Here is a 24094-nt window from a genome sequence, read left to right on the forward strand (position 1 = left end):
GCCAGGAGAACTGCCTAACCAACAATCACCGCTATACCTGCGAGCGACAGGAAGGGGATTTCGTGAGACGATTTTACATAGTAAGACTGACCATTCCAGGTCAGTCTTATTTTATTTTATGTAAAATCTACCTGCGAAACACCACCCTTTTGCTGTTGCAAAAGGGTTTTCTTTATGGAATGGAATAAACTGGGGGTGGAATTGGGCGTAATGTCGAGAGAAAGCCGAATTTGTTGAAGGAAGGAACATGCGAAATGGAAACAGAGGAAAAAAATGTTGCGGAAAAAGCATTTCCTGCAGTGCAGTTTACTGAGTTTGAGCCGACAACGTATGAAGCTTGGAAGGAAGAAGCGATCGTTTCGTTGAAAGGCGGCGACTTTCAAAAGAAGCTTTTTACCAAAACCTTTGAAAATATTACCTTAGAGCCGATTTATACGCCAGCGCATATGGAAAAAATACCAGCTTTAGAAGAAACGCCAGGAACTGGGAGCTTTCGGCGGGGAATTCACGCCGCTGGCTATCGCTCGCATCCTTGGCGCATTGCGCAGGAGATTGGTCTGACTTTACCGGAAGAAGCCAATAGTGCGGCCAAACTGGAGCTGGAAAAAGGGGCGACGGCGTTGCGCTTTGCTTTGAATGGCGCAACTTTGGCCGGGGAAAATCCTTCATGGGTGAAGGAAACGGGCGTTTCGATTACAACCTTGGAAGACATGGAAAAGTTGTTGTCCGGGATGGACGCGGATATTCCCTTATATGTTTACGCAGGAGCCTCGGCGGCGTCTGTGGTATCCCTTTTGGCGGCGGCTATGACGAAAAAAGGGGACTTGATCAAGCATACGGTGGGCTGCGTGGGAGCGGATCCCTTGGGCTACTGGGCGCAGGAAGGGCAGCTTGGCATTTCACTAGACCAGCTATATGACGAAGCGGCTCATTGCGTTATCTGGGCTGGAAAAAATACTCCGGCTTTACGTACGCTTTTGGTGCGCGGCGGTGTATATCATGAGGGCGGCGCTAATTCGGTGCAGGAGCTGGCTTATGCTTTCAGCACGGCTATCGCATACATGAATGCGTTGCGTCAACGGGGCTTGACGGCCGATCAAATTGCTTCACAGATCATGGTGGAAGTTCATTTAGGCTCTAACTATTTTATGGAAATTGCTAAGCTGCGCGCCGCGAGGATGCTTTGGTCGCAGATTGCTGCAGCCTTTGGCTGCTCGGAGGAAAACCGTAAATTGCATCTATTGGCCAGGACGGCCGCTTTTAATAAAACCGTATATGACCCTTATGTAAATATGCTGCGGACGACGACAGAGGCGTTTTCGGCGGTGGTTGGGGGCATTGAAGCCTTGACTGTAGCGCCCTTTGACGAAGTAATACGGCCCAGCGATACGTTCTCACGACGCATTTCCCGCAATATTCAAATTATGTTGCAGGGAGAATGTCACCTGCTGCAGCCGGTGGACCCTGCAGGGGGCTCCTGGTATGTGGAGACGCTGACGCAACAGTTGGCGGAAGCCGCGTGGAAGCTGATTCAGGAAACCGAAGAAGCAGGCGGCGTAGAAGCCGCTTTAAAAACAGGTAAAATCCAGCAGGATATTAACGCGGTGCTCCAAGAGCGGTTTAAAAAGCTGGATCGACGCGCCGACGTGGCCGTAGGGAACAATATGTACCCAAATCCAGGGGAAGAACTATTGCTGCCGCCAGAGGAAACGCAACAGCCTTTGCGGAGCATTAAAGAAGCGATTTTGACGCAGGAACAAAAAGCGGCGTTGTTGCAAGCGGCGGCGGGGACGGCAGGCGACTTGCCGCCTGCGTTAATGGATGTGTTTTATAGCGGCGCCTCTCTTGGGGAAATACGGGAAGTGTTAAATGACGGCATGCCGGGGGAAACGGATATTGTACCGATAAGCCGTCATCGCTGGACAGAGCAGTTTGAAGAATTGCGGCAGCGCACGGAGCGGTACAAAGCAAAAACCGGTGAGAATTTGAAGGTGTTTCAGGCGAATATGGGGCCGATCCCGCAGCACAAAGCACGGGCTGATTTTAGCCGCGGCTTTTTGGAAGTAGCCGCTTTTGAAGTTTTGAAAAACGACGGTTTCCCCAGCGTGGAGGAAGCGGTAGCTGCGGCCAAAGAATCGGGCGCCGACGTTACTGTAATCTGCTCTACGGATGCGACCTATCCGGAGCTGGTACCGCCGCTGGCGAAGCAGCTTAAGGAAGCCTGCCCCAAGATGTCCGTTCTTTTAGCGGGGGCTGCGCCTCCGGAGTTGGAGCCGGTCTACCGGGAGGCTGGGGTTGATGACTTCGTGCATGTACGTGCCAACTGCCGTAAGATTTTGCAAGCTATACAAGAAGCAAAGGGGATGATCTAATGAGTAAAAAACCTGATTTTTCGCAGCTGTCGTTTCAGCCTCCCCGGTCTTCTGTTGATGACTGGAAGAAGCGCCTGGAGCAAGAAACAGGCCAATCCTTTGAAGACTTTTTTACTAAAACGATGGAACAAATTGATTTGAAACCCTTGTATACACAAGATGTGTACAAGGAGATGACCCATTTACAATATATGGCAGGGGTGCCTCCTTTTTTGCGCGGACCGTATCCGACAATGTATGTAACGCGGCCTTGGACGGTTCGGCAGTACGCGGGCTTTTCTACAGCGGAAGAAAGTAATGCTTTTTATCGCAGAAACTTGGCGGCAGGCCAGAAAGGCTTGTCCATTGCGTTTGATTTGGCGACCCATAGAGGATATGACTCGGATCATCCGCGCGTAGTGGGGGACGTCGGCAAAGCCGGCGTGGCGGTTGATTCCATCTTGGATATGGAAATTCTCTTTTCCGGCATTCCTTTAGACAAAATGTCTGTATCGATGACCATGAATGGCGCGGTGCTGCCGGTTTTGGCTTTTTACATTCTGGCGGCGGAAGAACAGGGCGTCGATAAGTCGGTTCTGTCCGGAACTATTCAGAATGATATTCTGAAAGAGTTTATGGTGCGTAATACGTATATTTATCCGCCCGCTGGGTCGATGCGCATTATCGGGGATATCTTCTCCTATACCTCGCAGTACATGCCTAAATTCAACAGTATCAGTATTTCCGGCTATCATATGCAAGAAGCCGGAGCGACGGCGGATATTGAGCTTGGTTATACGCTGGCGGACGGTTTGGAGTACATTCGTACAGGGATTGCTTCGGGCTTGACAATTGACGCTTTTGCGCCGCGGCTGTCCTTCTTCTGGGCCATGGGGAAAAACTACTTCATGGAAGTGGCAAAAATGCGGGCCGGCCGGATGCTTTGGGCTAAAATCATCAACCAGTTCGAGCCCCAAAAAGCAAAATCCATGGCTCTGCGCACGCATTCGCAGACCTCCGGTTGGAGCTTGACCGAACAGGATCCGTTCAACAATGTGGGGCGTACCTGCATTGAAGCGATGGCGGCGGCGTTAGGACACACGCAATCGCTGCATACGAATGCGCTGGATGAAGCCATTGCTTTGCCGACTGATTTCTCGGCGCGTATTGCCAGAAATACGCAGCTTTATATTCAAGATGAAACTAAGGTTTGCAAGGTCATTGATCCTTGGGGCGGCTCTTATTATGTGGAGGCGCTGACAGATGAGCTGATTCGCCGCGCTTGGGGGCATATTCAAGAAGTAGAAGAGCTTGGCGGCATGGCGAAGGCCATTGAGACCGGACTGCCCAAGATGCGTATTGAAGAAGCTTCGGCTCGGCGTCAGGCGCATATTGATTCGGCAAAAGAAACGATTGTAGGCGTTAACCGCTACCGTTTGGACAAAGAAGATCCGCTGGACATCTTGGAGGTAGATAATACAGCAGTGCGTCAATCACAGATTCAGCGCTTGGAAAAACTGCGCGCCAACCGAGACAATGACAAAGTACAGTCCTGCTTGGAAGCAATTACTAAATCTATGGAGACGGGAGAAGGCAATGTGCTGGGGCTGGCCTTGGAAGCAGCGCGCGCCCGGGCCAGCCTGGGAGAAATTTCCGACGCCGTGGAAAAAGTATGCGGACGGCACAAGGCGATTATCCGTTCCATTTCTGGCGTGTATAGCAGTGAATTCGCCGATGAAGAAGAAATTACGGTTGTACGGAAAATGGCGGACGAATTTGAAGAAAAAGACGGCCGTCGCCCGAGGATCATGATTGCGAAAATGGGCCAGGACGGTCATGATCGCGGCGCTAAAGTAATTGCTACCGCTTTTGCGGACATGGGCTTTGACGTAGATATCGGACCTCTTTTCCAGACACCTGAGGAAACAGCGCAGGATGCGGTGGATAACGATGTTCATGTCGTTGGTATGAGTTCCTTGGCGGCAGGTCATAAAACGCTGCTGCCTCAATTGGTGGAAGAATTGGCTAAACGCGAGCGCGACGATATCATGGTGGTTATCGGCGGCGTTATTCCGGCGCAAGATTATGAGTATTTGCGCGAGCACGGTGCTGCCGCGATTTTTGGACCGGGTACTATTATTCCCGTGGCGGCTCGGAAAATTTTGGAACAGTTGTTGCAACGTCTTGATCAGGAGGCGTAATTATGAGCACCAAGACCTATCGTCCCGACTGGGCGCCGCAAGAAGAGGATGCTCGTTTTGCTTGCCGGGTGATGAGCGGCGTTGACGGAGGTCATGACGGTATGCCGGAGCAGGCTGCTACGGCGGTTCCCGCCGCAGTGACGGCAAAAAGAAAACGCAAGTTAGATGTGGCGGATTACGTAGCAGGCGTATTGCAAGGAGATCGCACGGTATTGTCCCGTGCGATTACGTTGATTGAGAGCAATGCGCCTAGCCATTTTGCGCAGGCCCAAGAGGTGTTGCAGGAGCTTTTGCCTGCTACCGGGCGTTCGCTGCGTTTGGGCATCACCGGCGTGCCGGGAGCGGGGAAGAGCACCTTTATTGAAGCCTTAGGTTCGCGATTGTGTGAAGGCGGCCACAAGGTGGCGGTGTTGGCGGTTGATCCCAGCAGCACCTTGACGAAGGGCAGTATTTTAGGAGATAAAACCAGAATGGAGCAGCTTTCTCGCCAGCCCAATGCTTTTATCCGCCCTTCTCCTTCCTGCGGTACCTTAGGAGGCGTAGCGCGCAAAAGCCGGGAAACGATGCTTTTGTGCGAGGCGGCAGGATTCGACGTTATTTTAGTGGAAACTGTTGGGGTTGGGCAAAGCGAAGTAACAGTACGCTCGATGGTTGACTTTTTCCTGCTGGTCGTTTTGACCGGTGCTGGCGATGAACTGCAAGGCATGAAAAAAGGCGTTATGGAACTGGCGGATGCCATTTTGGTCCATAAAGCCGACGGGGATAACCGGGGTCGGGCGGGCGTGGCCAAGGGAGACTATGACCGGATGCTGCATTACTTGCGCCCGGCTACGGAAGGCTGGGAAACAAAGGCGTATACCGCCTCTTCGCGTACAGGGGCGGGAATCGGAGACATCTGGAGCGTAGTGCTTGATTTTCAGGAGAAAACAAGTAAAAGCGGCGTTTTTTCAAAACGTCGTCAGGAGCAGGCTCTTTCCTGGATGTACGCACTGGTGGAAGAGCATTTACGGGAATTGTTTTTTCAACACCCAAAAGTCAAAGAGCAGCGGGGACCGATGGAGCAATTGGTTCGTCAAGGGACTCTGTCGCCGACTCTGGCGGCGCGGCGCTTGATTGAACGGTATGAGACAGCGGGAAACGACAGTTAAAGAGGGGAGATAGCTCCTCTCTTTTCGTCGTCCAAAACACGGTAAAAGGAGCGATGGTATGCGGCGCAGGTTTAGTATTTGGGGAATGATCGCGGTAAGTATTGTGTTTTGCGTTATGATGGCGGGATGCGGTGCGAAGCAGCAGGCTAACTCAAGCGGGACTTCGTATCGTATTGTAGATAGTCGGGGCGCAACAGTGGAATTGACGAAAAAGCCGCAAAAAATCGTAACCTTATCGGCGGGTACAGATCAAATTCTCTTAGGCATGGTATCAACACAACGGCTGGCGGCGATAAACGCGCTTCTTGATGATCCGGTTAGCTCGAATATTGTTGCTAAAGCTAAGAAAATACCGGTAAAAATACATATTCCTTCGGCGGAGCAGTTGCTCGCGATGCAGCCGGACTTGGTTATTGCGCCGGACTGGATCAGTGAGGAAATTGTTGGCATGCTGAGGGACGCGGGACTCCAAGTGATCGTGTGTAAAGGCGCGAAAAATGCAGAGGATGTGCAGGGAAACATTCGACTGATTGCTAAAGCGATAGGAGAAGAGGAACAAGGGAACCGGCTTTTAGCGGCGATGAACGCAAAATTAGCGGAAATTCAGCAAAAAACAGCAGCCATTCCGTTGGAACAACGAAAAAAGGTAGTGCTGATTTCTTTGATGTCGACCTATGGCGGCAGCGGCTGCATATTTGACGATATGTGCCGCCGAGCCAACGTGATTAACGGCCTTGCCGCAGCAGGCATTCAAAGCGGGCAGAATTTTAATAAAGAGCAGTTGGTGGCGATTAATCCGGATTTGCTTATTTTGCCTGCCTATAACGATCATGGAAACTATGATATTGAGTCGTATCGGCGTGAATTTTTAGAGGATCCGTCGCTGCAGACACTGCGAGCCATTCGGGAGAAAAAACTGTATTTGCCAAGGGAAGGCTATATTTACAACAGCTCTCAAGACATGGTTTTCGGGGTGCAAGAGGTAGCGTACGCTGCCTATGGAGATGAATTTGCCCAGCCTGCGGATCGGCATCTTTCGGTTTCCGGAGAATGAAAACAGTGGTTGACATATAGTAATTGCGGGTGTAGGATGAAAACAGAATTTTTCTGCTGCTTTTGATTTTCCTCATGCTCGCAGGTGCCGGGCGGAAAGCAAACAAGAGTTGATGAATTTTACGTACCCAGCAATAGTATATGGTTTTGTATATCGCCGCAGGCTCGCGGGTGACGAGCAGGGGATACGAAGAACATGAATTTCTTCCTAGCCTTTTTGCGAAGGCTAGGATTGTTTTTTTTGCGGCGACATTCTGCAGGAGGGTTAAGGGTTGAACAAAAAGGCAATTGTCTTAGTAAGTTTTGGCTCGGTGGACGCTGCTGCTTTGCAGCGTACCTTAGATCCGCTGGAAGAACGTTTTCAACAAGTCTTTCCAGAGTGGAAAATTTGCAGAGCCTTTTCTTCGCAGGCGGTGCGAGATAAATTAACAGCGCGCTCCGGGATACAGGTAGACGACATTGAGGAAGCCTTGAGGAAGCTGGCGTGTGAGGCTTTTGAAGAAGTGTATGTGCAGCCTCTATTCTTAACGGTAGATGCTACTTTGCAGGGAGTGCAAAAATATATTGCCGCAGAAGCTAGAAAACCGGCATGGAAAACAAAGACGCTGGCGCTGGCGCGTCCGCTACTGCTCTCTTTGGGAGCAAAAGATCATCCTGATGATTATGTTTTGGCGATAGAAGCATTGCAGCAGCAATGGCCGCCTTTACAAGAAAGTCAAGCAATCTTGCTGGCTTGTAATGGGGCGCAGCAAATGGAGTATGCGGTGTTGCAGTTAAAACTTGAGGCTGCCGGTTATGAACGTATTTTTGTCTGTGTTACAGACGGCTTTCCCGATTTAGCGAACGCTATGACCAAAATGAAAGCGAAAGAAGTGCAGGATGTTCTGATTGTGCCGTTTATGCTGCTTGCGGGCGAGCATATTCTTAACTATCTTAGTGGCGTTAAGTCAGATTCGCCCAAGCTGATTTTAGAGCAAGCCGGTTTTAAGGCGCAGGTTTTAACAAAAGGATTAGGCGAAAATCAGGCGATTCAGGAGTTATTTATTCAGCATGTAAAAGACAAGCAGCAAGCAATCGCTAGACGTCACGGACGTAGAAACCAATCGCCGATTGAGACTTGTTGCGCAAGTAAATAGAATTTAGGAATTTTGACAAATGAATATGGATGAAACAGGTGCCCGGAAGGGCTTAATAGGGAAGACCGGTGAAAAACCGGCGCGGTCCCGCCACTGTAATGGGGAGTAAATCCATAAAATACCACTGGGGCGAATGCCTTGGGAAGGTTTGGATGAGCGAAGATCCAGAGCCAGGAGAACTGCCTGTTTAGCAATCACCGTTTTTACCTACGAGCGATGGGGAGGGGATTACTGAGCAAGCTTTTTGTTTTGACATGGAGTTTTTTGCATCTGTAATTAGGAGCCGCCCTACATGGGGCGGCTCTTTTTGTATGGGAGGAAGGGCCTATGAAAAAAATTGCTTTTTATGGCAAAGGCGGCATCGGCAAATCGACGACGGCTTCGAATGTGTCGGCTGCGCTGGCGGAAGCCGGCTATCGGGTTCAGCAGATTGGCTGTGATCCGAAAAATGATTCGACGCGGCTCCTCTTGGGGCGCAACTGTCAGCAGACGGTGTTGGATATGGTACGTCAATATGGGGAAGGCGTTTCCTTGGAGCAGGTGGTTCACGAAGGATTCGGCGGCGTTCGCTGTGTTGAGGCGGGGGGGCCTGAACCGGGCGTGGGCTGTGCAGGAAGAGGCATTATCGTGGCCCTTGAAAAGCTAAAAATGCTGCAAAAACTTCCAGAAGAGGAACAGCAAGTCGTTTTATTTGACGTTTTAGGGGACGTAGTGTGCGGCGGCTTCGCCGTACCGATTCGGGAAGGCTATGCTACTGATATTTACATAGTGTCTTCCGGCGAATTGATGTCGATTTACGCGGCGAACAACATCGCCAAAGGCGTAGCCCGCTTTGCCGGGCGCGGGCCGGTTCGTTTAGGAGGGATTATCGGCAACAGCCGCCAGATTGTTAATGAAAAAGCTTTGCTGGAGGAATTTGCAGCGCGCTTGAATACACAGCTTATCGCTTTTGTGCCGCGGGATGCGGTGATGCACCAGGCGGAGATTCGACGCAAGACCGTCATTGAATGGAAGCCTGCCTCGGAGCAGGCAAGGATCTATCGGGATTTGTCGCAAAAGCTGCTGGATAATCAACAGCTGACTATTCCTACGCCGTTGACTTTTGAAGACCTGGAAGAGATGGTGCTGCGTTATGGCGATGAATAAGCGGCATATGGTGACCTTGAAGCGCAGCTGCAGTTGCAGTATGCCCGGGGTATGGCGGGCGGTAGCGCATAACGAAGGGGCGGCAGTCATCTTTCACAGTCCCAAAGCCTGCGGACATGTGGCGCGGGAAATGGAGCTGGGTGGACAATATTCTGCGCTGGCAAGGACTTTGAAGCTGGAGCATGCCTATAGAGCTCCCTTGGTTACCAGCAATCTAACTGACGATCATTCGATTTTCGGCGGCGCAGAGCAGTTGCGAGGGTGCATTGATTTTACGATGCAAACGTATAAACCAGCGTACGTGCTGTTGGCAGCGTCCTGTTTAGCCGGCGTGATTGGCGATGATGTGGAAGCGGTGGCCGAAGAAGCGGAGGCCTTCTGGAAGGTTCCGGTTATGAGCGTTCCTTGCAGTGGTTTTTTGGATGGCGAGTATGGCGCTGGCTTTTATTTTGCTGCGCAGCGTTTGATCGACCGTTCGATGCGCCCGCAAGCAACCGAACCGGATACGGTGGTTCTTTTAGGAGATCGACGGGGGCCTGGCGGAGCGGAAGAAGCAGAGCTGCAAGAGCTTTTAAGCGTCTTTGGACTGCGGATTGTTGGACATTTTCCTAATTATAGTTCACTCGAAGAAATTCGGATGCTCCCGGCAGCTTCTTTTTGCATTCCTTTAGGAGGACATACGCAACCGGAATATTCCATGGGGCGTTTAGCTTCTTACCTTGAAGAAAAATTTGGTATTCCCTATTTGCAGCAAGAGTATCCGTCTGGCTGGGAAGGAACGAAAGCCTGGCTGACAGCGTTAGGGAAAGCGTTAGGGCGAGAGGAAAAAACGGCAGCGGCCATTGCTAAGCAGAGTCGGCGAGTAGCGGAGGCCAGTGCGGCCTTGCTTCCCTGGACGCAAGGCCGCAGCGCCGTATTGGGAATTGGGCGGCCTTTAACCCATTTTCAGCCGCAATGGGTACTGGAGGTATTGGCTTTAGCCCAGATGAAGCTGGAAGGGATTATCCTTTTCGCCGGCTTGACGCCGGAACAGCATCAGGAATTGCGTAAAGCTTTGGAGGGGGTTGGCGCTCCTATCGTGGACGAGGAAGCAGGGAAAACATTGCTTACGGAAGAAGCGGTTCTGCTTTCGACGCATGAGGTGGAGGAGATGGGACTGCGACAGCTGCAGCTGCCTGTATTGACGCCGGTAGGCGTTGGCGGTTTGCTGGAAGTGCTGACGAAATTAGGACGATTGTTAAAACGATCTCCGTATCGAGGAGGAGTTGTTTATGGCTGGTGAAGCTTGGGGAGACATGTGCGCCCAGACCAATACTTGCGCTCTGGCAGGCGGCGCGGCGTTTTTCGCAGGCGTACCAGAAGCGGCAATGATGGTGAACGGGCCTTTGTGGTGTTACTTCTATGCGCTGCGGCAGCTAGAACGGCCCTGCCCGAATGTGGGGAAACGCTTTTTTTGCACGCAGCCTGACAATCAGGCGGTTGTATTCGGCACGGAAGACTGCCTGCTGGAAACGCTTTCCTTGTTAAAAAAAAGCATGAAACCGGAGGTTGTGTTTATTGAAAACAGTTGCGCCGTCAGCTTGATCGGCGATGATGTGGCAGGCATTGCGGCGCAAGCAGATCTTTCCTGTCCGGCTGTCTGTATGGATAGCGGCGGTATGCGCGGCGGCTTTTGGGAAGGCTATCGGGAGGCAGCACTTGCGTATGTAAAAACGCTGCCTCCTCGGGTGCGGCAAACGGTGCGCCCCAAAACGGTGAATCTTCTTGGCTGTACTGTGGGGTACTATCAAGAACAGGCGGATATAAAGGAAATGGAACGGCTTTTGGAGCTGGTCGGTTATAACGTATTGACGCGACCAGGTGCAGGAAGCAGCCCGCAGGAACTGGCGGAACTGGCGCAGGCGGAAGTCAATCTGGTTATGCACAGCGAGCTGGGCTTGGAGCTGGCCCGCTATTTGGAAGAAAACTACGGTATGCCCTATATAACGCTGGCCCCGCCCTATGGTGTACAGGGAACTGTGCAATGGCTGGATGCGTTCTGTGACGCTATGGAGCTGGGCAAAGACTTGCGCAAACCCTATCGCGACGAAGGCTCTTATTGGGCCAAGCATATCCAAAATGCGACGCTGGAAATGCGCCGCCTCTGGGGGGATATCTGGTTTGAACGGGTGGCGGTGGCGGGGCCGTCGTCGGCGGCCCTTACCTTAGGCAAGGCCTTGCGGCGCGAGTGGGCTGATGCGGGCAAGGTTACGGTTATTTGCCATGATGGCGCTTTTGACGGCGAGGCGCCGACAGAGGCAGATTTGATTCTCAACGGACGCGAAGAGGTGCAGCTCGTGGAAAAAGCCTTGTGCGAATTGGGCAAAGACGACCTGCTTTGGGGCAGCAGCCAAGAAAATTATTTCCTGCGCCGCGAAGGCGTAAAAAATGTGCTTTATCAACCGGTGGCACTGCCTGCGTATGAGGAAGTGCTGTTGGGAGAAAGGCCGTTTGCAGGTTTTCAAGGAGCCTGTCATCTGGCGGAACGCCTTTGGAACGGGTATGTCCAAAAGCGCTGCGCGAAGGGCTAGCAACGGGAAGGACCCCGAGCTATATAGAGAAAACGAGAATCTTAGGGAAACCAAGAAGGTTGAGGAGGAGTTTGAAAATGAAACAGTACCAACAAAGCGGTAGAAAAAAAGCGCTTTTATGCGCCATGGTGGGAAGCGCGATTTTCTTATCCACAAGCGGCGTAGCTTGGGCGGAGGAATCTGTTTTTCCCATGGATGACGTGGTGGTGACGGCGACCAGGACGCCGCTGAAAATATCGGAAACCGGGGCGAATGTGTCTGTGGTGATGCGCGCAGAAATTGAGAAAAAACACTACAGCGATATAACGGCGGCCTTGAAAGATGTGAATGGAATTCTCGTTATGCAGCAAGGCTTTCCCGGAGGCGAGCAGTATGTTCGCATTAACGGCGATGACAGGGTGCTGGTGATGATTGACGGACGGCGCCTTAATTTGAGTAAGCTTCCCGGCAGCATGGGTAAAGGCGCTACGTTTGACTTGAACAATTTTCCCAGTTTGGATAATGTAGAGCGCATTGAGATTGTCAAAGGTCCCGGGTCTTCTCTTTACGGCTCGGAAGCAGTGGGCGGCGTAATTAACGTGATTACCCGCAAAGGAAAAGAAAATAAAACAAGTTTGGAGAGCGCTTACGGTTCTTGGGGGACGAAAAAATATAAATTTACCACCGAAGGCGGTGAAAACGATTGGAACTGGTTTGTTGCCGCAGGGAAGACCGAGCAAGATCATTTTTCGTATAAAGATGTGCGCAGTGGTAATACGGTCGATATGAACAACAGCGCTATGGACCAAAAGGATTTTTCCTTCCGCGTAGACAGGCAACTGGGAGAGCATAATTCGCTGACTTTGAACGTGGAACATGTAGACCAACATAAAGGACAGCCGTATTTACCAAATGGCTGGGCGGTTAGTTCCTACACCAAGCAAAATACCAAAAGCTACTTGGATACATTAACGAATAATTGGGCGATGACCTATAACTTTAATGAAAAGAAAGATAATCCTGGCTATGTGCGCGTATACCAGAACTACTATAAATATGATATGCATTCCTATAACGATGGCGCAGCTTCTTGGAGCAACTATCTTTACAGCAATAAAGAAACAGGCATGCAATGGCAGTCGACATGGAAGCTAAGTGAGAAGAACACCTTAGTGGGCGGCGCGGATTGGCGTAATGTTTCTATTTCGTATCCAGGTACTTACGACAATAAAAGTATGCGCAATACGGCATTTTTTGTAGAGGATCGCATGACTTTCGATAAGAAATGGACTTTTTCGCCGGGACTTCGTTACGATTACCACAGCATGTTCGGAGGCAGAATGACGCCGCGGGCTACGGTTAATTGCCAGGTCGATGACAAAACCAACGCCTATGTGTCCTGGGGCGAGTTCTTCAATGCGCCTGATGCGGACCGTTTGTTCTGGCCGACTGATTACAGCATGTTTTATAAAGGCAACCCCAACCTGCGTCCGGAAACCGGTCATACGACTACGATCGGCTTAAACCGAAAATTAAATAATACGACGGAACTGCATGTAAGCGCCTATGAAAGCCGGTTGCATGACGCCATTAGTACGGCTTTTGACGGAACTTTGTATACTCCTATTAACGTGGGAGAGCAGAAAAAAAGAGGCTTTGAATTAGAAGTTAGCAAGAAATTTTCGCCGCAGTGGAGCGCCAACGCCGGCTATACCTTTACGCATGTTGAAAACAAAGATACTGCAGGGGCCGCCTACGGGAACGAAGAGCGTACAGTAGAACCTAATGCTTACAAGTTAGGCGTCAGCTACAATCAGGGCGCTTGGAATGTAGAGCTAATGAACCGCATGGCTACGGGAAGAAGTACGAAATATTTTACTTCCTCTAATTATTTTGTAATGGATTTGGCAGTCAACTATAAGATTAACAAAAATCGCAGCGCTTATTTGAAAGTGAATAATCTAACCAACCGCAGCTATGAGCTGTACGGGTATGCAAATCCTAATCAAGGCGCGTTCCCTATGGCGTCGCGGTATATTGAAATCGGCACAAAATACACCTTCTAAATACAAGTGAAGACATGCGGGAAGCGTAGCCGCTTTCCGCATCGCTTCGAGTAAAGGAGAAGCTATGCGTATTGCATTACTGCATTTGGATTTAGGCAATGGCCCCCTGGGGAAAAATCTTCTCTTGTTGGAGCAGGCGGCTTCTACCGCGGCGGCGCACGGCGCACAGTGGGTGGTAACGCCGGAAACGGCGCTGCAGGGGTACTTTTTCTATCAAAATGATCCGCAGGCCAGCATTCCTGTGCAGCCACAGGCGGAGCTTGTTTCTTTGCAGCAGTTGGCGCTGCAGAAAAAGCTTGTTCTATTTTTGGGCTGCGCGGAAAAAGACGCCGAATCAGGAGAGCTTTTTAACAGCTGCTTGGTGGTTGGCGTTGACGGCAAAATCTGCGGCAGACACCGTAAAATCCATTCTCACGGCAAAGGTGCAGAAGGATGGACTACAAGAGGCTCCGAGCTGCAGCCGGTTCCTTGCGGCGAAGTAACCGCAGGCGTGCTGATTTGCGCGGACTCCTATTTTGAGAAAAACGCATTGCAATTAAAGCAAGAAGGCGCGCAAATGCTGGTAGTTCCCGCTGCTTGGCCGCCGGGGCACTGCGGAGGTCCGCCGGAAGAAGCGTGGAAGCGCTGTTCGCGCGAAAGCGGCCTGCCTGTGTGCGTGTGCAATCAAACAGGGCAAGGCGGAAATTTAGATCTTTCCAAAGCGCAAAGCGCTGTCGTGACAGAGGGGGAAGTCCGCATGGCTTATGCAGGAAAACCGGCCATCCTTTTGTTTGATTGGGAAGAAGCCAGCGGCAAAGTGGGAAAGGAATCCTTTCAAATTCATTATTTAGGAGGGGCTCAGTGATGCAAGATAAAGTGGTTTTGCATACCTTGTCTACAGGGCATGAGGTGGTTTGGCATAAAGAGGTGCGCGGCATTGCCGTGGATTTTTGCGCGCCTATGCGTACCTTGAGTACGTCCTTGCTAAATGGAGGGTATCGGGAAGACGTAACTGCTGTTTTTAACCATAACACCGGTCCTGCGGATGGAACGCATGCGCCTTTAAAAGCCCCCACCTATGTGGAGCATTTGGAGATAACCGCTGAGGAAATGGGGCTGCCTGCGGCAACAACTACCGGCATGGGGACGGCGGCGAGCATGGAAAACGCAGCGATTGCCGTAAAAACCTATCAAGACCTTGTGGTATCCGCAATCGCTACGGCTGGCGTAGAGGGAAACGGCGGCCGCGTCGGCGATCCGGCGGAGCATTATCTGCCGGGAGTTCGGCTAGGCGTTCATAAACCGGGAACGATCAATGTGCTCTTGGTGATAGACGCAGCACTGCCGCCTGGGGCGCTCACTAGGGCGCTTGTTACTTGTACGGAAGCAAAAACAGCGGCCCTGCAGGAGCTGATGGTAGGAAGTCTGTATTCTACCGGCCTTGCGACCGGCTCGGGTACCGACCAGACGGTATTGGTGTGCAATCCGGCATCGCCACTTTATTTTGAAGGCGCTGGTAAGCATGTCAAACTGGGCGAGCTCATTGGCCTCGCGGTCAAGGAAGCCGTAAAAAAAGCGTTGTATAAACAGAATGGTCTTTCGCCGCAGTCGCAGCATTCCGTGCTGCAGCGCTTTAAACGCTTTGGTCTGACCGAGGAAACGCTCTGGGAGTATTACGACGGCAAGGCCAGAGGGAAGGTAGAAAAAGATAGCTTTTTGGAGAAACTGCGCCAATGGGATACCGAAGGAAAAGCAGTTGCTTTCGCTGCTCAATATGCGCATATTCTGGACGAGGGAGATTGGGGCCTGTTATCGGAAAAAGAGGTATACGGGGCCATTTGTGATCTTTTAGGGACCGTTTCCTTTTTTTTCGGAGGCGTTGTTTGCCAGCCGCAGGATGGCCAAAAGGAATCCTGCCTGGAGGCTTTGCGTCATTGGATTGCAGCGTGTCTGGAACGGCGTTTGGCATATGACAATGTAGTGCGGCGTTTTCAAAGAAAGTGAGGAGTGGATTGTATGAGGCGTGTTCTTTTTCTGTCAAATATGGAAAGACAGCGGTCTATGCTGGAGGAAGCCCTTACGGCGGTAGCGCCGGAGATGGAGGCGCAGGGAGCAACGATAGCGATAAGCGAGGAAACCATGTGGAGCTTGTCCTGGCAGGAACGGCTAAGCGGCTGCAGCCTGGTGGTGCTTACCTGGATGGGCAGCGGTCTCGATACGTCTTTTTTGAAAAAAACGGCGCAGTATTTGCAAAAAAAGAAAATTCCTCATGTGCTGCTGCTTTCCGATAAAGAAAGCGGCGACCCCGCTTATGGCGTTTCTGATGAAGAAAAAGCGTGTTTGAAGCGCTACCTGGCCTGGGGCGGTATGGAAAACTACCGCTATTTTTGGCGTTACATAGGATTGCGTTTTTGCGGGGAGCCTTGGGACTTAAAAGAGCCGCAGGAGCTTTTGTGGCATGGGATTTTCCATCCCCGCGCAGCCAAGGCGTATACAGACATTGGAGAATATAAAAAGGACTTCTGCCGGGCAGACAGGCCGACGATTGGCGTGATTTTTTATCGGGATGAATGGGTTTGGGAGGATTTGGCCTACCAAACGGCGCTGGTAGAAGAAATTGAACGGCAGGGCATGAATGCGCTGGCGGTGTTTTGCCAGTATATGAAAAACGAAGAAGGCGCTCCCGGCTTAGGTGAGACCATTGCCGCTTATTTTCAGGGGCCGGAGCGGGCGCAAGTCGATGTGCTTCTAAACACCTTTAAGTTTTCTATGACCTCAATGAAGGCTGTGGAATTGTCGCAGCTGCAGCAGCTAGGAGTGCCTTTATTTGAGGCGTACACTTTGTATCAGAGTAAAGACGATTGGGAGAAGTCCATAGAAGGCTTGACCCCTATGGAGATGGCTGTAAGTATCGCTATGCCGGAGTTTGACGGCGCTCTTCATGGCGTACCGGTGGCTTCGCGGGAATTGCTGAAAAACGGTCAGGCGTCCTATCAACCCTTGGCAGAGCGCATTAACAGCATGGTGCGCAAGGCGGCCAAGTGGGCAAAACTTCGGCGCAAGGTAAATCAAGAAAAGAAGATCGGCATAATATTTCATAACTATCCGGCGACCAATGCCAACATTGGCAGTGCAGCCGGTCTGGATTCGCCGGAAAGCATTCGCTTGCTTTTGGCGCAAATGCAGCAGGAAGGGTATGTGGTAGATCGCATTCCGGAAAACAGCCGCGTCTTCATGGACGAACTGATTTCTCATGCGACCAATGATCGCCGTTATATGACGGAAAAGCAAGTGGCTGAAGCGGACGGCAAGCTTGCGGACAAAGACTACGGCGGCTTTTTTGTTTCGCTGGAAGAAGAAACGCAAGAGCAATTGCGGCACGACTGGGGCGAAGCGCCGGGAGATGTTTTTCACTATGACGATATGCTGCTGATTCCCGGTATGGAGAACGGCAACATCTTTATTACCGTCCAGCCGCCGCGCGGTTTCGGCGAAGATCCGGGGAAAATTTACCATTCCCCGGAATGCGCGCCAACGCATCATTATTTGGGGTATTATTACTGGCTGCGCGATGTCTGGAAAGCGGATGCTGTGGTTCATGTCGGCACCCATGGTTCGTTGGAATGGCTTCCCGGAAAAGGCGCCGGTTTGGCGCGAACCTGCTACCCGGAGCTGGCTATTGACGATACGCCCAATATTTATCCCTATTGGATCACCGTGGTGGGTGAAGGCGTGCAGGCCAAGCGGCGCGGCGGGGCCTGCTTGATCAGCTATTTGACGCCGCCGATGAGCCATGCCGGAACCTATGAAGAACTGGAAGAGCTGGAGAAGCTGTTGGATGAATACTGCCACTTCCGTCAGAATCAGCCGGAGCAACTAGCTGTGGTAGAAGACCAAATTCGCGCCAAGGCGGCGGAAGCGAATCTGGCTTCAGATGCGCCGGAGATCGAAGGAGAGCCTTTTGCGGATTATGTCGGCCGCCTGCATATCTATGTGACCGATATAAAGAACATGCAGATTCGTACAGGCTTGCACACGTTGGGGCGGGCGCCGGCAGGAGATGAGCTTGTGGAATACTTGATGGCTCTGACCAAAGTGGATAACGGCGAGATTCCTTCGCTCTTCCAGACGGTAGCCGGGCTGTACGGCTATGATTATTATCAACTGTTGGATGAAAGCGCCAAAATGCTCCCGGACGGGTCGAAGACTATGGGGGCGCTGGCGGACGACGTGCGGGAGCAGTGCCGACAGATGATGAATTCTCTAGGAGAGACAGGCTTTGCGCAAGAACGCGTGGAAGAGGCAGTCGGCTCCTTGACTTGGCTGGCGGCACTGTCGGCAGAAGGCCGCGGGCGGCTGCTGCAGGCGCTGCGTTATGTTTGTGCCGCTATTGTTCCGTCCTTAACCCAAACAACACAGGAAATCAGCAATTTGCTGCTGGCCTTAGACGGCGGCTATGTGGAGCCGGGGCCGGGCGGAGCGCCGACAAGCGGCCAGGCGGATGTGCTGCCTACAGGAAGAAACTTCTACAGCATCGACCCGCGGACGCTGCCTACGCCGACGGCTTGGGAGATAGGCTGTATTATGGGAGATGACGTGATTGCCCGCTATATCGAAGAGGAAGGGCGCTATCCGGAAAGCGTCGGCATTGTGCTTTGGGCGACAAGCAATATGCGCAGCCATGGGCAATGTATTGCGCAGTTTCTATATTTGCTCGGCGTGCGGCCGGTGTGGCAGAAAGGAAGCTTGCGGGTAGTGGATCTGGAAATTATCTCCCTGCAGGAATTGAAGCGTCCTCGCATTGATGCTACGGGCCGAATCAGCGGCTTGTTCCGCGACAGCATGCCCATGGCTTCGGCATGGCTGGATCAGGCGGTGGCGATGGTGGCGGCGTTAGAAGAAAGCGATGAAGATAATTTCATCCGCAAGCATGTCGCTGCTGACGCGCAAGAAATGGAACAGGAAGGCGTAGATAAAGAAACAGCCTGGAAAGAAGCCAGCTGGCGTATTTTCGGGGATCCTCCGGGAACCTACGGCGCCGGGGTCAGTGCGGTATTGGAAGCGAAGAATTGGGAAACCATTGATGACTTAAGCGACGTCTATGTGCGCTGGGGCTGTCATGCCTATAGCGGCGGTGAAAAAGGAAGCTATCGTCCGGATTTGTTCCGCAGGCGCATGGGGTCCTTGGATATTACCATTCAAAACCAGGATAACCGGGAAATCAGCATTCTCAATTCAGATGATTACAACGCCTATCATGGCGGCATGATCGCTGCTGTGCGCAGTATCAAAGGCGAAGCGCCGCGCTCGTATTGCGGCGACAGCTCGGATCGAAAAAAAGTGCGCATGCGCAGCGTCCAGGAAGAATTGCGCCGCATGTTCCGGGGCGAAGCGATCAATCCAAAATTTATTGAAGGCATGAAAAAGCATGGTTATAAAGGCGCTGCTGATTTAGCTAATTATGTGGCTCATAGCTACCAGTGGGACGCCACCAGCGACATTATGGAAGACTGGATGTATGAAAAATATGCCGAAAAATACGCTCTCGACGAAGCGATGCAGGCGTGGATGAAGGAAGTGAATCCTTGGGCGCTGCAGCGCATTGCGGAAACCTTGCTGGAAGCGGCGCAGCGCGGCATGTGGCAGGTCGACGATCAAATGAAGCAAGAACTGGAAAGCTTGCTGCTGGACTTAGAAGGAGATTTGGAGGAGCGCGGCGATGCAGACTAAATGCGCTAAAGCGCGACGAAGAGTTACCCTTCTTTTTGCGCTGGTGCTGGGCGTTTTATTGGCGTTATTGCTGGGCGGTTGTCAAGGTGCGCAGGAGAAACAAAACAGCAGTGAAACAGGCGGCTATGAAGTGAAGGATGTTCAGGGTCAGGTACTGAAGCTGCCTCGAAAGCCGCAGCGCATTGTTACGCTGGCCTTGTCCAGTGACGAGATGGCCCTGGCTATGCTGCCTGCGCAGAGGCTGGCGGCGCTGCATTATTTAGCGGATGATCCTGGAATTTCGACGGAAGCGGCCAAGGCGCAAGCGGTTACCGCCCGCGTGCGAGATTATAATGTGGAGCAGCTGTTATCGCTGCAGCCGGATCTGGTGCTTGCGCCGGACTGGAACCGGCAGGAGCTGATTCAAACACTGCGGGATGCAGGGCTGCCTGTTGTAGTAACAAAAGGGCCTTCCTCGGTAGCGGAAGTAAAAGAGGCGCTGCAGCAGATTGCTTTGGCTGCAGGGGAGCCGCAGGCGGGACAAAAATTAATCGAACAAGTGGAACTGGAGATGGCGGATATCGCTGCAAAAGTGCAAAATATCCCGCAGGCACAGAAGAAAACGGTGGTTTTGATCTCCCATATGGCGTCCTACGGGGGCAAAGGCAGCTTGTTTGATAATATGTGCCGAGACGCAGGCGTCATTAACGGCGCTGCTGCGGTTGGCTTGGGGAAAAACGACGCATTAACAAAGGAAGCGATTGTGGCCGCCAATCCGGATGTCATTTTAGTTCCGACCTGGACGAAAGGAAAACTTGACGTAGATCAAGTGCGACAAGAGCTGCTCAATGATCCAGCGCTGCAAAGCGTGAAAGCCATTCGCGAAAAAAAGCTGGTTCAGGTGTCGGACGCCTATTTGTATTGCGCAGCCCAAGATATCACCAAAGGCATTCGCGGGATTGCCGCGGCGGCGTATCCGGAACGGTTTGAATAATTGCCTAAACGAAGAAATGATTGTCTTTGCTTAGAAGGGGCGGTATGAGAAGGGTGAAACAAAAACGAACGATAGTCTTGGCGATGCTGGGAGGACTGCTGGGGGCGGTCAGCCTATTTTCCTTAGGCACAGGAACGGTGGAGGTTCCTGTGTCGGCCTTACTGGCTATGCTGGCAAAACAGCTGGGCTTGTCAGGAACCGAGTTAGGCGCTTATACGCAAGAACAATGGGCGGTAATCTGGCATATTCGTCTGCCGCGCATTTTAGTAGGTATTTTAGTCGGCGCGGCTCTGGGCGTATCAGGAGGCGTGATGCAAGGCGTATTTAGCAATCCTTTAGCCGATCCCGGTATTATCGGGGTGTCTGCAGGCGCTTCTTTTGGCGCCGTAGTGGCTGTTTCTTTGGGGCTTACTGCGGCAAGCATGTATTATATGCCTATATTTGCTCTTGTCGGCGCGCTGGTCTCGGTGGCAGTTACGGTAAGCCTTGCCAGTAAAGACGGTAAGATTCCCGTAATGACGCTTCTTTTGGCGGGCGTGGCGGTGAGTATGTTCTTGGGGGCCATGACCTCGGGCATCCTCACCTTTATGAACGAATACCGGCTGAGGGAGTTCCTTTTTTGGATGGTAGGCGGCTTGGATTTTCGCCGCTGGGAGCATGTCTTTTTGGCGGCAGGGCCTGTTTTGGCCGGCATTACTGTATTGACTTTTTTAGCGCGCCATTTGAATGTGCTGGTCCTTGGCGAAGACGAGGCGAAGGCCGTAGGCATGCCGGTGGTCTTAATCCGGTTGATTCTGCTGTTTGTTGCTTCCTTGACAACCGCAGCAGCAGTATGCGTAAGCGGGTCTATCGGTTTTGTGGGCCTGGTGGTACCGCACATTATCCGCCTGCTCTTAGGGCCGGAACATCGCACCTTGCTGCCTGCGTGCGCTTTGGCGGGGGCCTTATTCCTCATTTCCTGTGATACGTTGGGACGCCTTGTGGCGGCGCCAGCGGAAATACGGGTCGGTATTGTTACCGCGCTGACAGGGGCGCCGTACTTTCTGTTTTTACTGCGTAAAGCGCAGAAAGGAGGCGGCTGGTCATGATGAAAGATGTTTTGGCGCTAGAGGCGGAAAACATTACCGTGAATCTGGGGGGGCGCAAAGTTTTATCCTCCTGTTCGCTGCGCGCAAAGCGCGGTGAGTTTATTGGCATTATCGGCCCGAATGGCGCAGGGAAAAGTACGCTTTTAAAGAGTGTGTTGGGATTTATTCCTAGGGAGCAAGGAACGGTTGCCATGTTTGGCCAGCCTGTAAGCAGCCTAAGCGCCAAGGAGAAAGCGCGGCTGGCGGCGTATATGCAGCAAAGTGTGCAGCTGACCTTTGGCTTTACCGGACTTGACGTGGTAATGGCAGGACGCTATCCGCACTTGCGGTGGTGGCAGTCGGAAAGCAAAGAGGATCGCCGTATCGCCCTAGCGTGCATGGAGTTTACCGGGACGGCTTGCTTTAAAGATACGCCGGTGCATCAATTGTCAGGCGGCGAGCGGCAGCGGGTGCTTATGGCCAAAGTGTTGGCTCAAGAAGCGCCACTGGTTTTGTTGGATGAACCTACAGCCAGCCTTGATTTGGTATATCAAGAAGAGATTTTTCGTTATTGCCAGACCTTGGGACAGCAAGGGAAAAGCGTGCTGATGGTGGTACATGACTTGCGTTTGGCGGCGAAATTTTGTTCGCGATTAGTACTTTTAAGGCAAGGCGAGATTTTGGCGGATGGCTTACCGGAAGAGGTGTTGACCTCTGGAAATCTAGAAAGTGCGTATGGCCTGCATTCGGCGGTATACTGGAATCAAGTGACTGGAAACTTAGATATTCATACGTATGTGTCCGAGTCGCAACAGGCATCACAGAAAAAAATTCATATTCTCGGCGGCGGCGGCGCAGCGGGAGAACTTATGCGAAAACTGCATGAATACGGCTATGTGGTGACTGCTGGAGTATTGCGGCAAGGAGATACCGACGCAGCGGTGGCGGATGCTTTTGGCATTCCTTATATTTCACTGCCTCCTTTTCACAAGATTTTTCCGGAAAACTGGGAAGAAAACAAGCGGAAAAGCAGTCAAGCGGACGTGGTGGTTTTGGCTAATATATGCTACGGCATGCAAAACATAAAAAACTTAGAAATTGCTTTGCACGCTCAAAATTTAATTGTTATTGAGGATACGCCTTTTTTTGAGCGTGACTTCACCGAAGGGGAAGCGTGGCAATTGTACCAAAAAGTGGTGCAGCATCCGCGCTCTCTAGTGGTGTCAACAGAACAGTTTTTAAAAATGGCGGAAGCGGATGAGTTGCTTTCCTTCTCTAGTAATATGGTAGGAGCAGGCGCATGAGCAGCTATGAATGTGCAGTGGAATTGCTAGACGTATCTAAGGAATATGATAAAAAGAAGGTAGTAAATGCGCTTTCCCTGTGCATTCCGGCGGGAAGAGTATTTGGGCTTCTGGGACCTAATGGAGCGGGAAAGACGACCGTTATGAAGATGATCGCAGGCCTAACGAAACCAACGGAAGGCGTTGTGCGAATTTTTGGACATGATCGCCTGCAAGATGCAGCGGCCATAAAACACTTAGTGGGACTTGTGCCGCAAGATAATAATCTGGAAAAAGAATTTACCGTGGAAGAAGCGCTGCTGGCCTATGGGCGGCTCTTCGGTCTTGATGGTGTTAAGGCCCACGTGGCGAAGACACTCCATGAATTTGGGTTAGAAGAAAAGCGTCATTTCCTAGTGGGGGTGTTGTCTGGAGGCTGGGCAAGACGAGTTTTGCTTGCAAGGGCCTTGTTGACGAAGCCAAAGCTGCTCTTGCTGGACGAGCCGACAGTTGGCCTGGACCCGGATGTACGGCAAGATTTGTGGGATCTTTTGGAAAATCTGGCCAGTCAGGGAACCAGTATGATTTTGACGACTCACTATATGGAAGAGGCGGAACGGCTTTGTGATGAGGTAACTATGATGCGTAATGGGCGCATTGTGTTGCAGGAATCTACGCAGAAAATTCGCGAATGGGGCGCCTCTCAAGAAACCTCTGCGGAAAAAACGCTGGAATCTCTATTTATTAAGCTGGCGCGGGAAGGCGATGCCTAATGGGATGGTATGCGGTATATCAAAGGGAAATGCTGCTGCTTTGGAAAAAGATAGGACGTTGGGGTTATGTATTTTCGTCCGTTATTTTTCCGTTTATTTATCTATTTTCGTTTGGCTTGGGGATAGGGAGCCGCATGGATGTGGTCGGAGGATATCTGCCTTTTTTGGCCAAGGGCATTATGGGAGTAACGGTTATGCTCAACGCATTTCAGCAGACAGCCTCTTCCGTGAGTATTGGCCGCTTGTACTTGCGGACGTTTCATAGTGTGGTATTAAGTCCTGTCAAAGCTTGGCAAGTGATATTCGGACTGGTATTGTGCGGAGTGACCCGGGGAGTATTGCTTGGCGGTCTTGTTTTCTTGGTTGCATGGCTGGCTTTTGACGCAGGCGGGATTAATGCCTTAGCGGCAAGCGGTCTAATTGGCGGTTCTTTTTGTTTTGCTTCGATGGGGGTTGTAACAGGGCTTTTAGTGAAAAACCCTGATGATGTGTCTATGATCAATAATTTTTTTATTGGTTGATTGTAAAATGAAGTTGAACACTTAAGAAAAAAGTCCATGGTGACTTTTCCTCGTATGGTAGAATGGAGTTCTCACACAACCATCAACAACGAGGAGGCAATCACTATGGACTGCCATG

General features: G+C 51.6%; 18 protein-coding genes and 1 riboswitch. All 18 genes read left to right on the forward strand.

Features of this window, described 5'->3' with window-relative positions:
* Positions 1-188: hypothetical protein (locus PHF27_RS06290; protein WP_300067407.1), on the forward strand; the 188-nt coding region annotated here is incomplete at its 5' end.
* A gap of 66 nt (positions 189-254) precedes the next feature.
* On the forward strand, positions 255-2372 hold the full coding sequence (locus PHF27_RS06295) for a methylmalonyl-CoA mutase family protein (RefSeq protein WP_300067409.1): 2118 nt from the start codon (positions 255-257) through the stop codon (positions 2370-2372).
* A complete protein-coding gene (scpA, locus tag PHF27_RS06300; RefSeq protein ID WP_300067411.1) occupies positions 2372-4552 on the forward strand; it encodes a methylmalonyl-CoA mutase in 2181 nt (726 codons plus the stop codon). Before PHF27_RS06295 ends, scpA begins: the two co-directional genes overlap by 1 nt.
* 2 nt (positions 4553-4554) lie before the next feature.
* A complete protein-coding gene (gene meaB / locus PHF27_RS06305; protein ID WP_300067413.1) occupies positions 4555-5700 on the forward strand; it encodes a methylmalonyl Co-A mutase-associated GTPase MeaB in 1146 nt (381 codons plus the stop codon).
* A gap of 58 nt (positions 5701-5758) precedes the next feature.
* A complete protein-coding gene (locus tag PHF27_RS06310) occupies positions 5759-6754 on the forward strand; it encodes an ABC transporter substrate-binding protein (protein WP_300067415.1) in 996 nt (331 codons plus the stop codon).
* Positions 6755-7025: 271 nt separating this feature from the next.
* Entirely contained in the window at positions 7026-7889 is an 864-nt protein-coding gene (locus tag PHF27_RS06315; RefSeq protein WP_300067417.1) for a sirohydrochlorin cobaltochelatase, read from the forward strand.
* A gap of 19 nt (positions 7890-7908) precedes the next feature.
* Positions 7909-8091, forward strand: a riboswitch (cobalamin riboswitch).
* A 125-nt stretch (positions 8092-8216) separates the two neighbouring features.
* Positions 8217-9035, forward strand: coding sequence for a nitrogenase iron protein NifH (locus PHF27_RS06320; protein ID WP_300067419.1), 819 nt, complete (start codon positions 8217-8219; stop codon positions 9033-9035).
* Positions 9022-10317, forward strand: a complete 1296-nt coding sequence (locus PHF27_RS06325; protein WP_300067420.1) for a nitrogenase component 1 — start codon at positions 9022-9024, stop codon at positions 10315-10317. The genes PHF27_RS06320 and PHF27_RS06325 overlap by 14 nt, the downstream gene beginning before the upstream one ends.
* Positions 10307-11605 carry a nitrogenase component 1 gene (locus tag PHF27_RS06330; protein ID WP_300067422.1) on the forward strand — a complete coding sequence of 433 codons (1299 nt, stop codon included), beginning with the start codon at positions 10307-10309 and terminating at the stop codon, positions 11603-11605. Before PHF27_RS06325 ends, PHF27_RS06330 begins: the two co-directional genes overlap by 11 nt.
* A 77-nt stretch (positions 11606-11682) precedes the next feature.
* Positions 11683-13650 carry a TonB-dependent receptor gene (locus tag PHF27_RS06335; protein WP_300067424.1) on the forward strand — a complete coding sequence of 656 codons (1968 nt, stop codon included), beginning with the start codon at positions 11683-11685 and terminating at the stop codon, positions 13648-13650.
* 64 nt (positions 13651-13714) lie between these two features.
* Positions 13715-14494 (forward strand): carbon-nitrogen hydrolase family protein, encoded by a 780-nt coding sequence (locus PHF27_RS06340; protein ID WP_300067426.1) that lies wholly within the window; start codon positions 13715-13717, stop codon positions 14492-14494.
* On the forward strand, positions 14494-15633 hold the full coding sequence (locus PHF27_RS06345; RefSeq protein WP_300067439.1) for an adenosylcobinamide amidohydrolase: 1140 nt from the start codon (positions 14494-14496) through the stop codon (positions 15631-15633). The genes PHF27_RS06340 and PHF27_RS06345 overlap by 1 nt, the downstream gene beginning before the upstream one ends.
* Positions 15634-15645: 12 nt before the next feature.
* Entirely contained in the window at positions 15646-19359 is a 3714-nt protein-coding gene (gene cobN, locus PHF27_RS06350) for a cobaltochelatase subunit CobN (protein WP_300067428.1), read from the forward strand.
* Entirely contained in the window at positions 19349-20332 is a 984-nt protein-coding gene (locus PHF27_RS06355; RefSeq protein ID WP_300067430.1) for an ABC transporter substrate-binding protein, read from the forward strand. Before cobN ends, PHF27_RS06355 begins: the two co-directional genes overlap by 11 nt.
* A 44-nt stretch (positions 20333-20376) precedes the next feature.
* Positions 20377-21420: an iron ABC transporter permease gene (locus tag PHF27_RS06360; RefSeq protein ID WP_300067432.1), complete on the forward strand. Its 1044-nt coding sequence runs from the start codon at positions 20377-20379 to the stop codon at positions 21418-21420.
* Entirely contained in the window at positions 21417-22703 is a 1287-nt protein-coding gene (locus PHF27_RS06365; RefSeq protein ID WP_300067434.1) for an ATP-binding cassette domain-containing protein, read from the forward strand. The genes PHF27_RS06360 and PHF27_RS06365 overlap by 4 nt, the downstream gene beginning before the upstream one ends.
* Positions 22700-23455, forward strand: a complete 756-nt coding sequence (locus PHF27_RS06370; RefSeq protein WP_300067435.1) for an ABC transporter ATP-binding protein — start codon at positions 22700-22702, stop codon at positions 23453-23455. The genes PHF27_RS06365 and PHF27_RS06370 overlap by 4 nt, the downstream gene beginning before the upstream one ends.
* Positions 23455-23976 carry an ABC transporter permease gene (locus PHF27_RS06375; protein WP_300067437.1) on the forward strand — a complete coding sequence of 174 codons (522 nt, stop codon included), beginning with the start codon at positions 23455-23457 and terminating at the stop codon, positions 23974-23976. Before PHF27_RS06370 ends, PHF27_RS06375 begins: the two co-directional genes overlap by 1 nt.
* The last annotated feature ends 118 nt before the right edge of the window (positions 23977-24094 follow it).

Origin of the sequence: Anaeromusa sp., from assembly GCF_028691475.1 — a bacterium.
GTDB lineage: Bacteria > Bacillota > Negativicutes > Anaeromusales > Anaeromusaceae > Anaeromusa.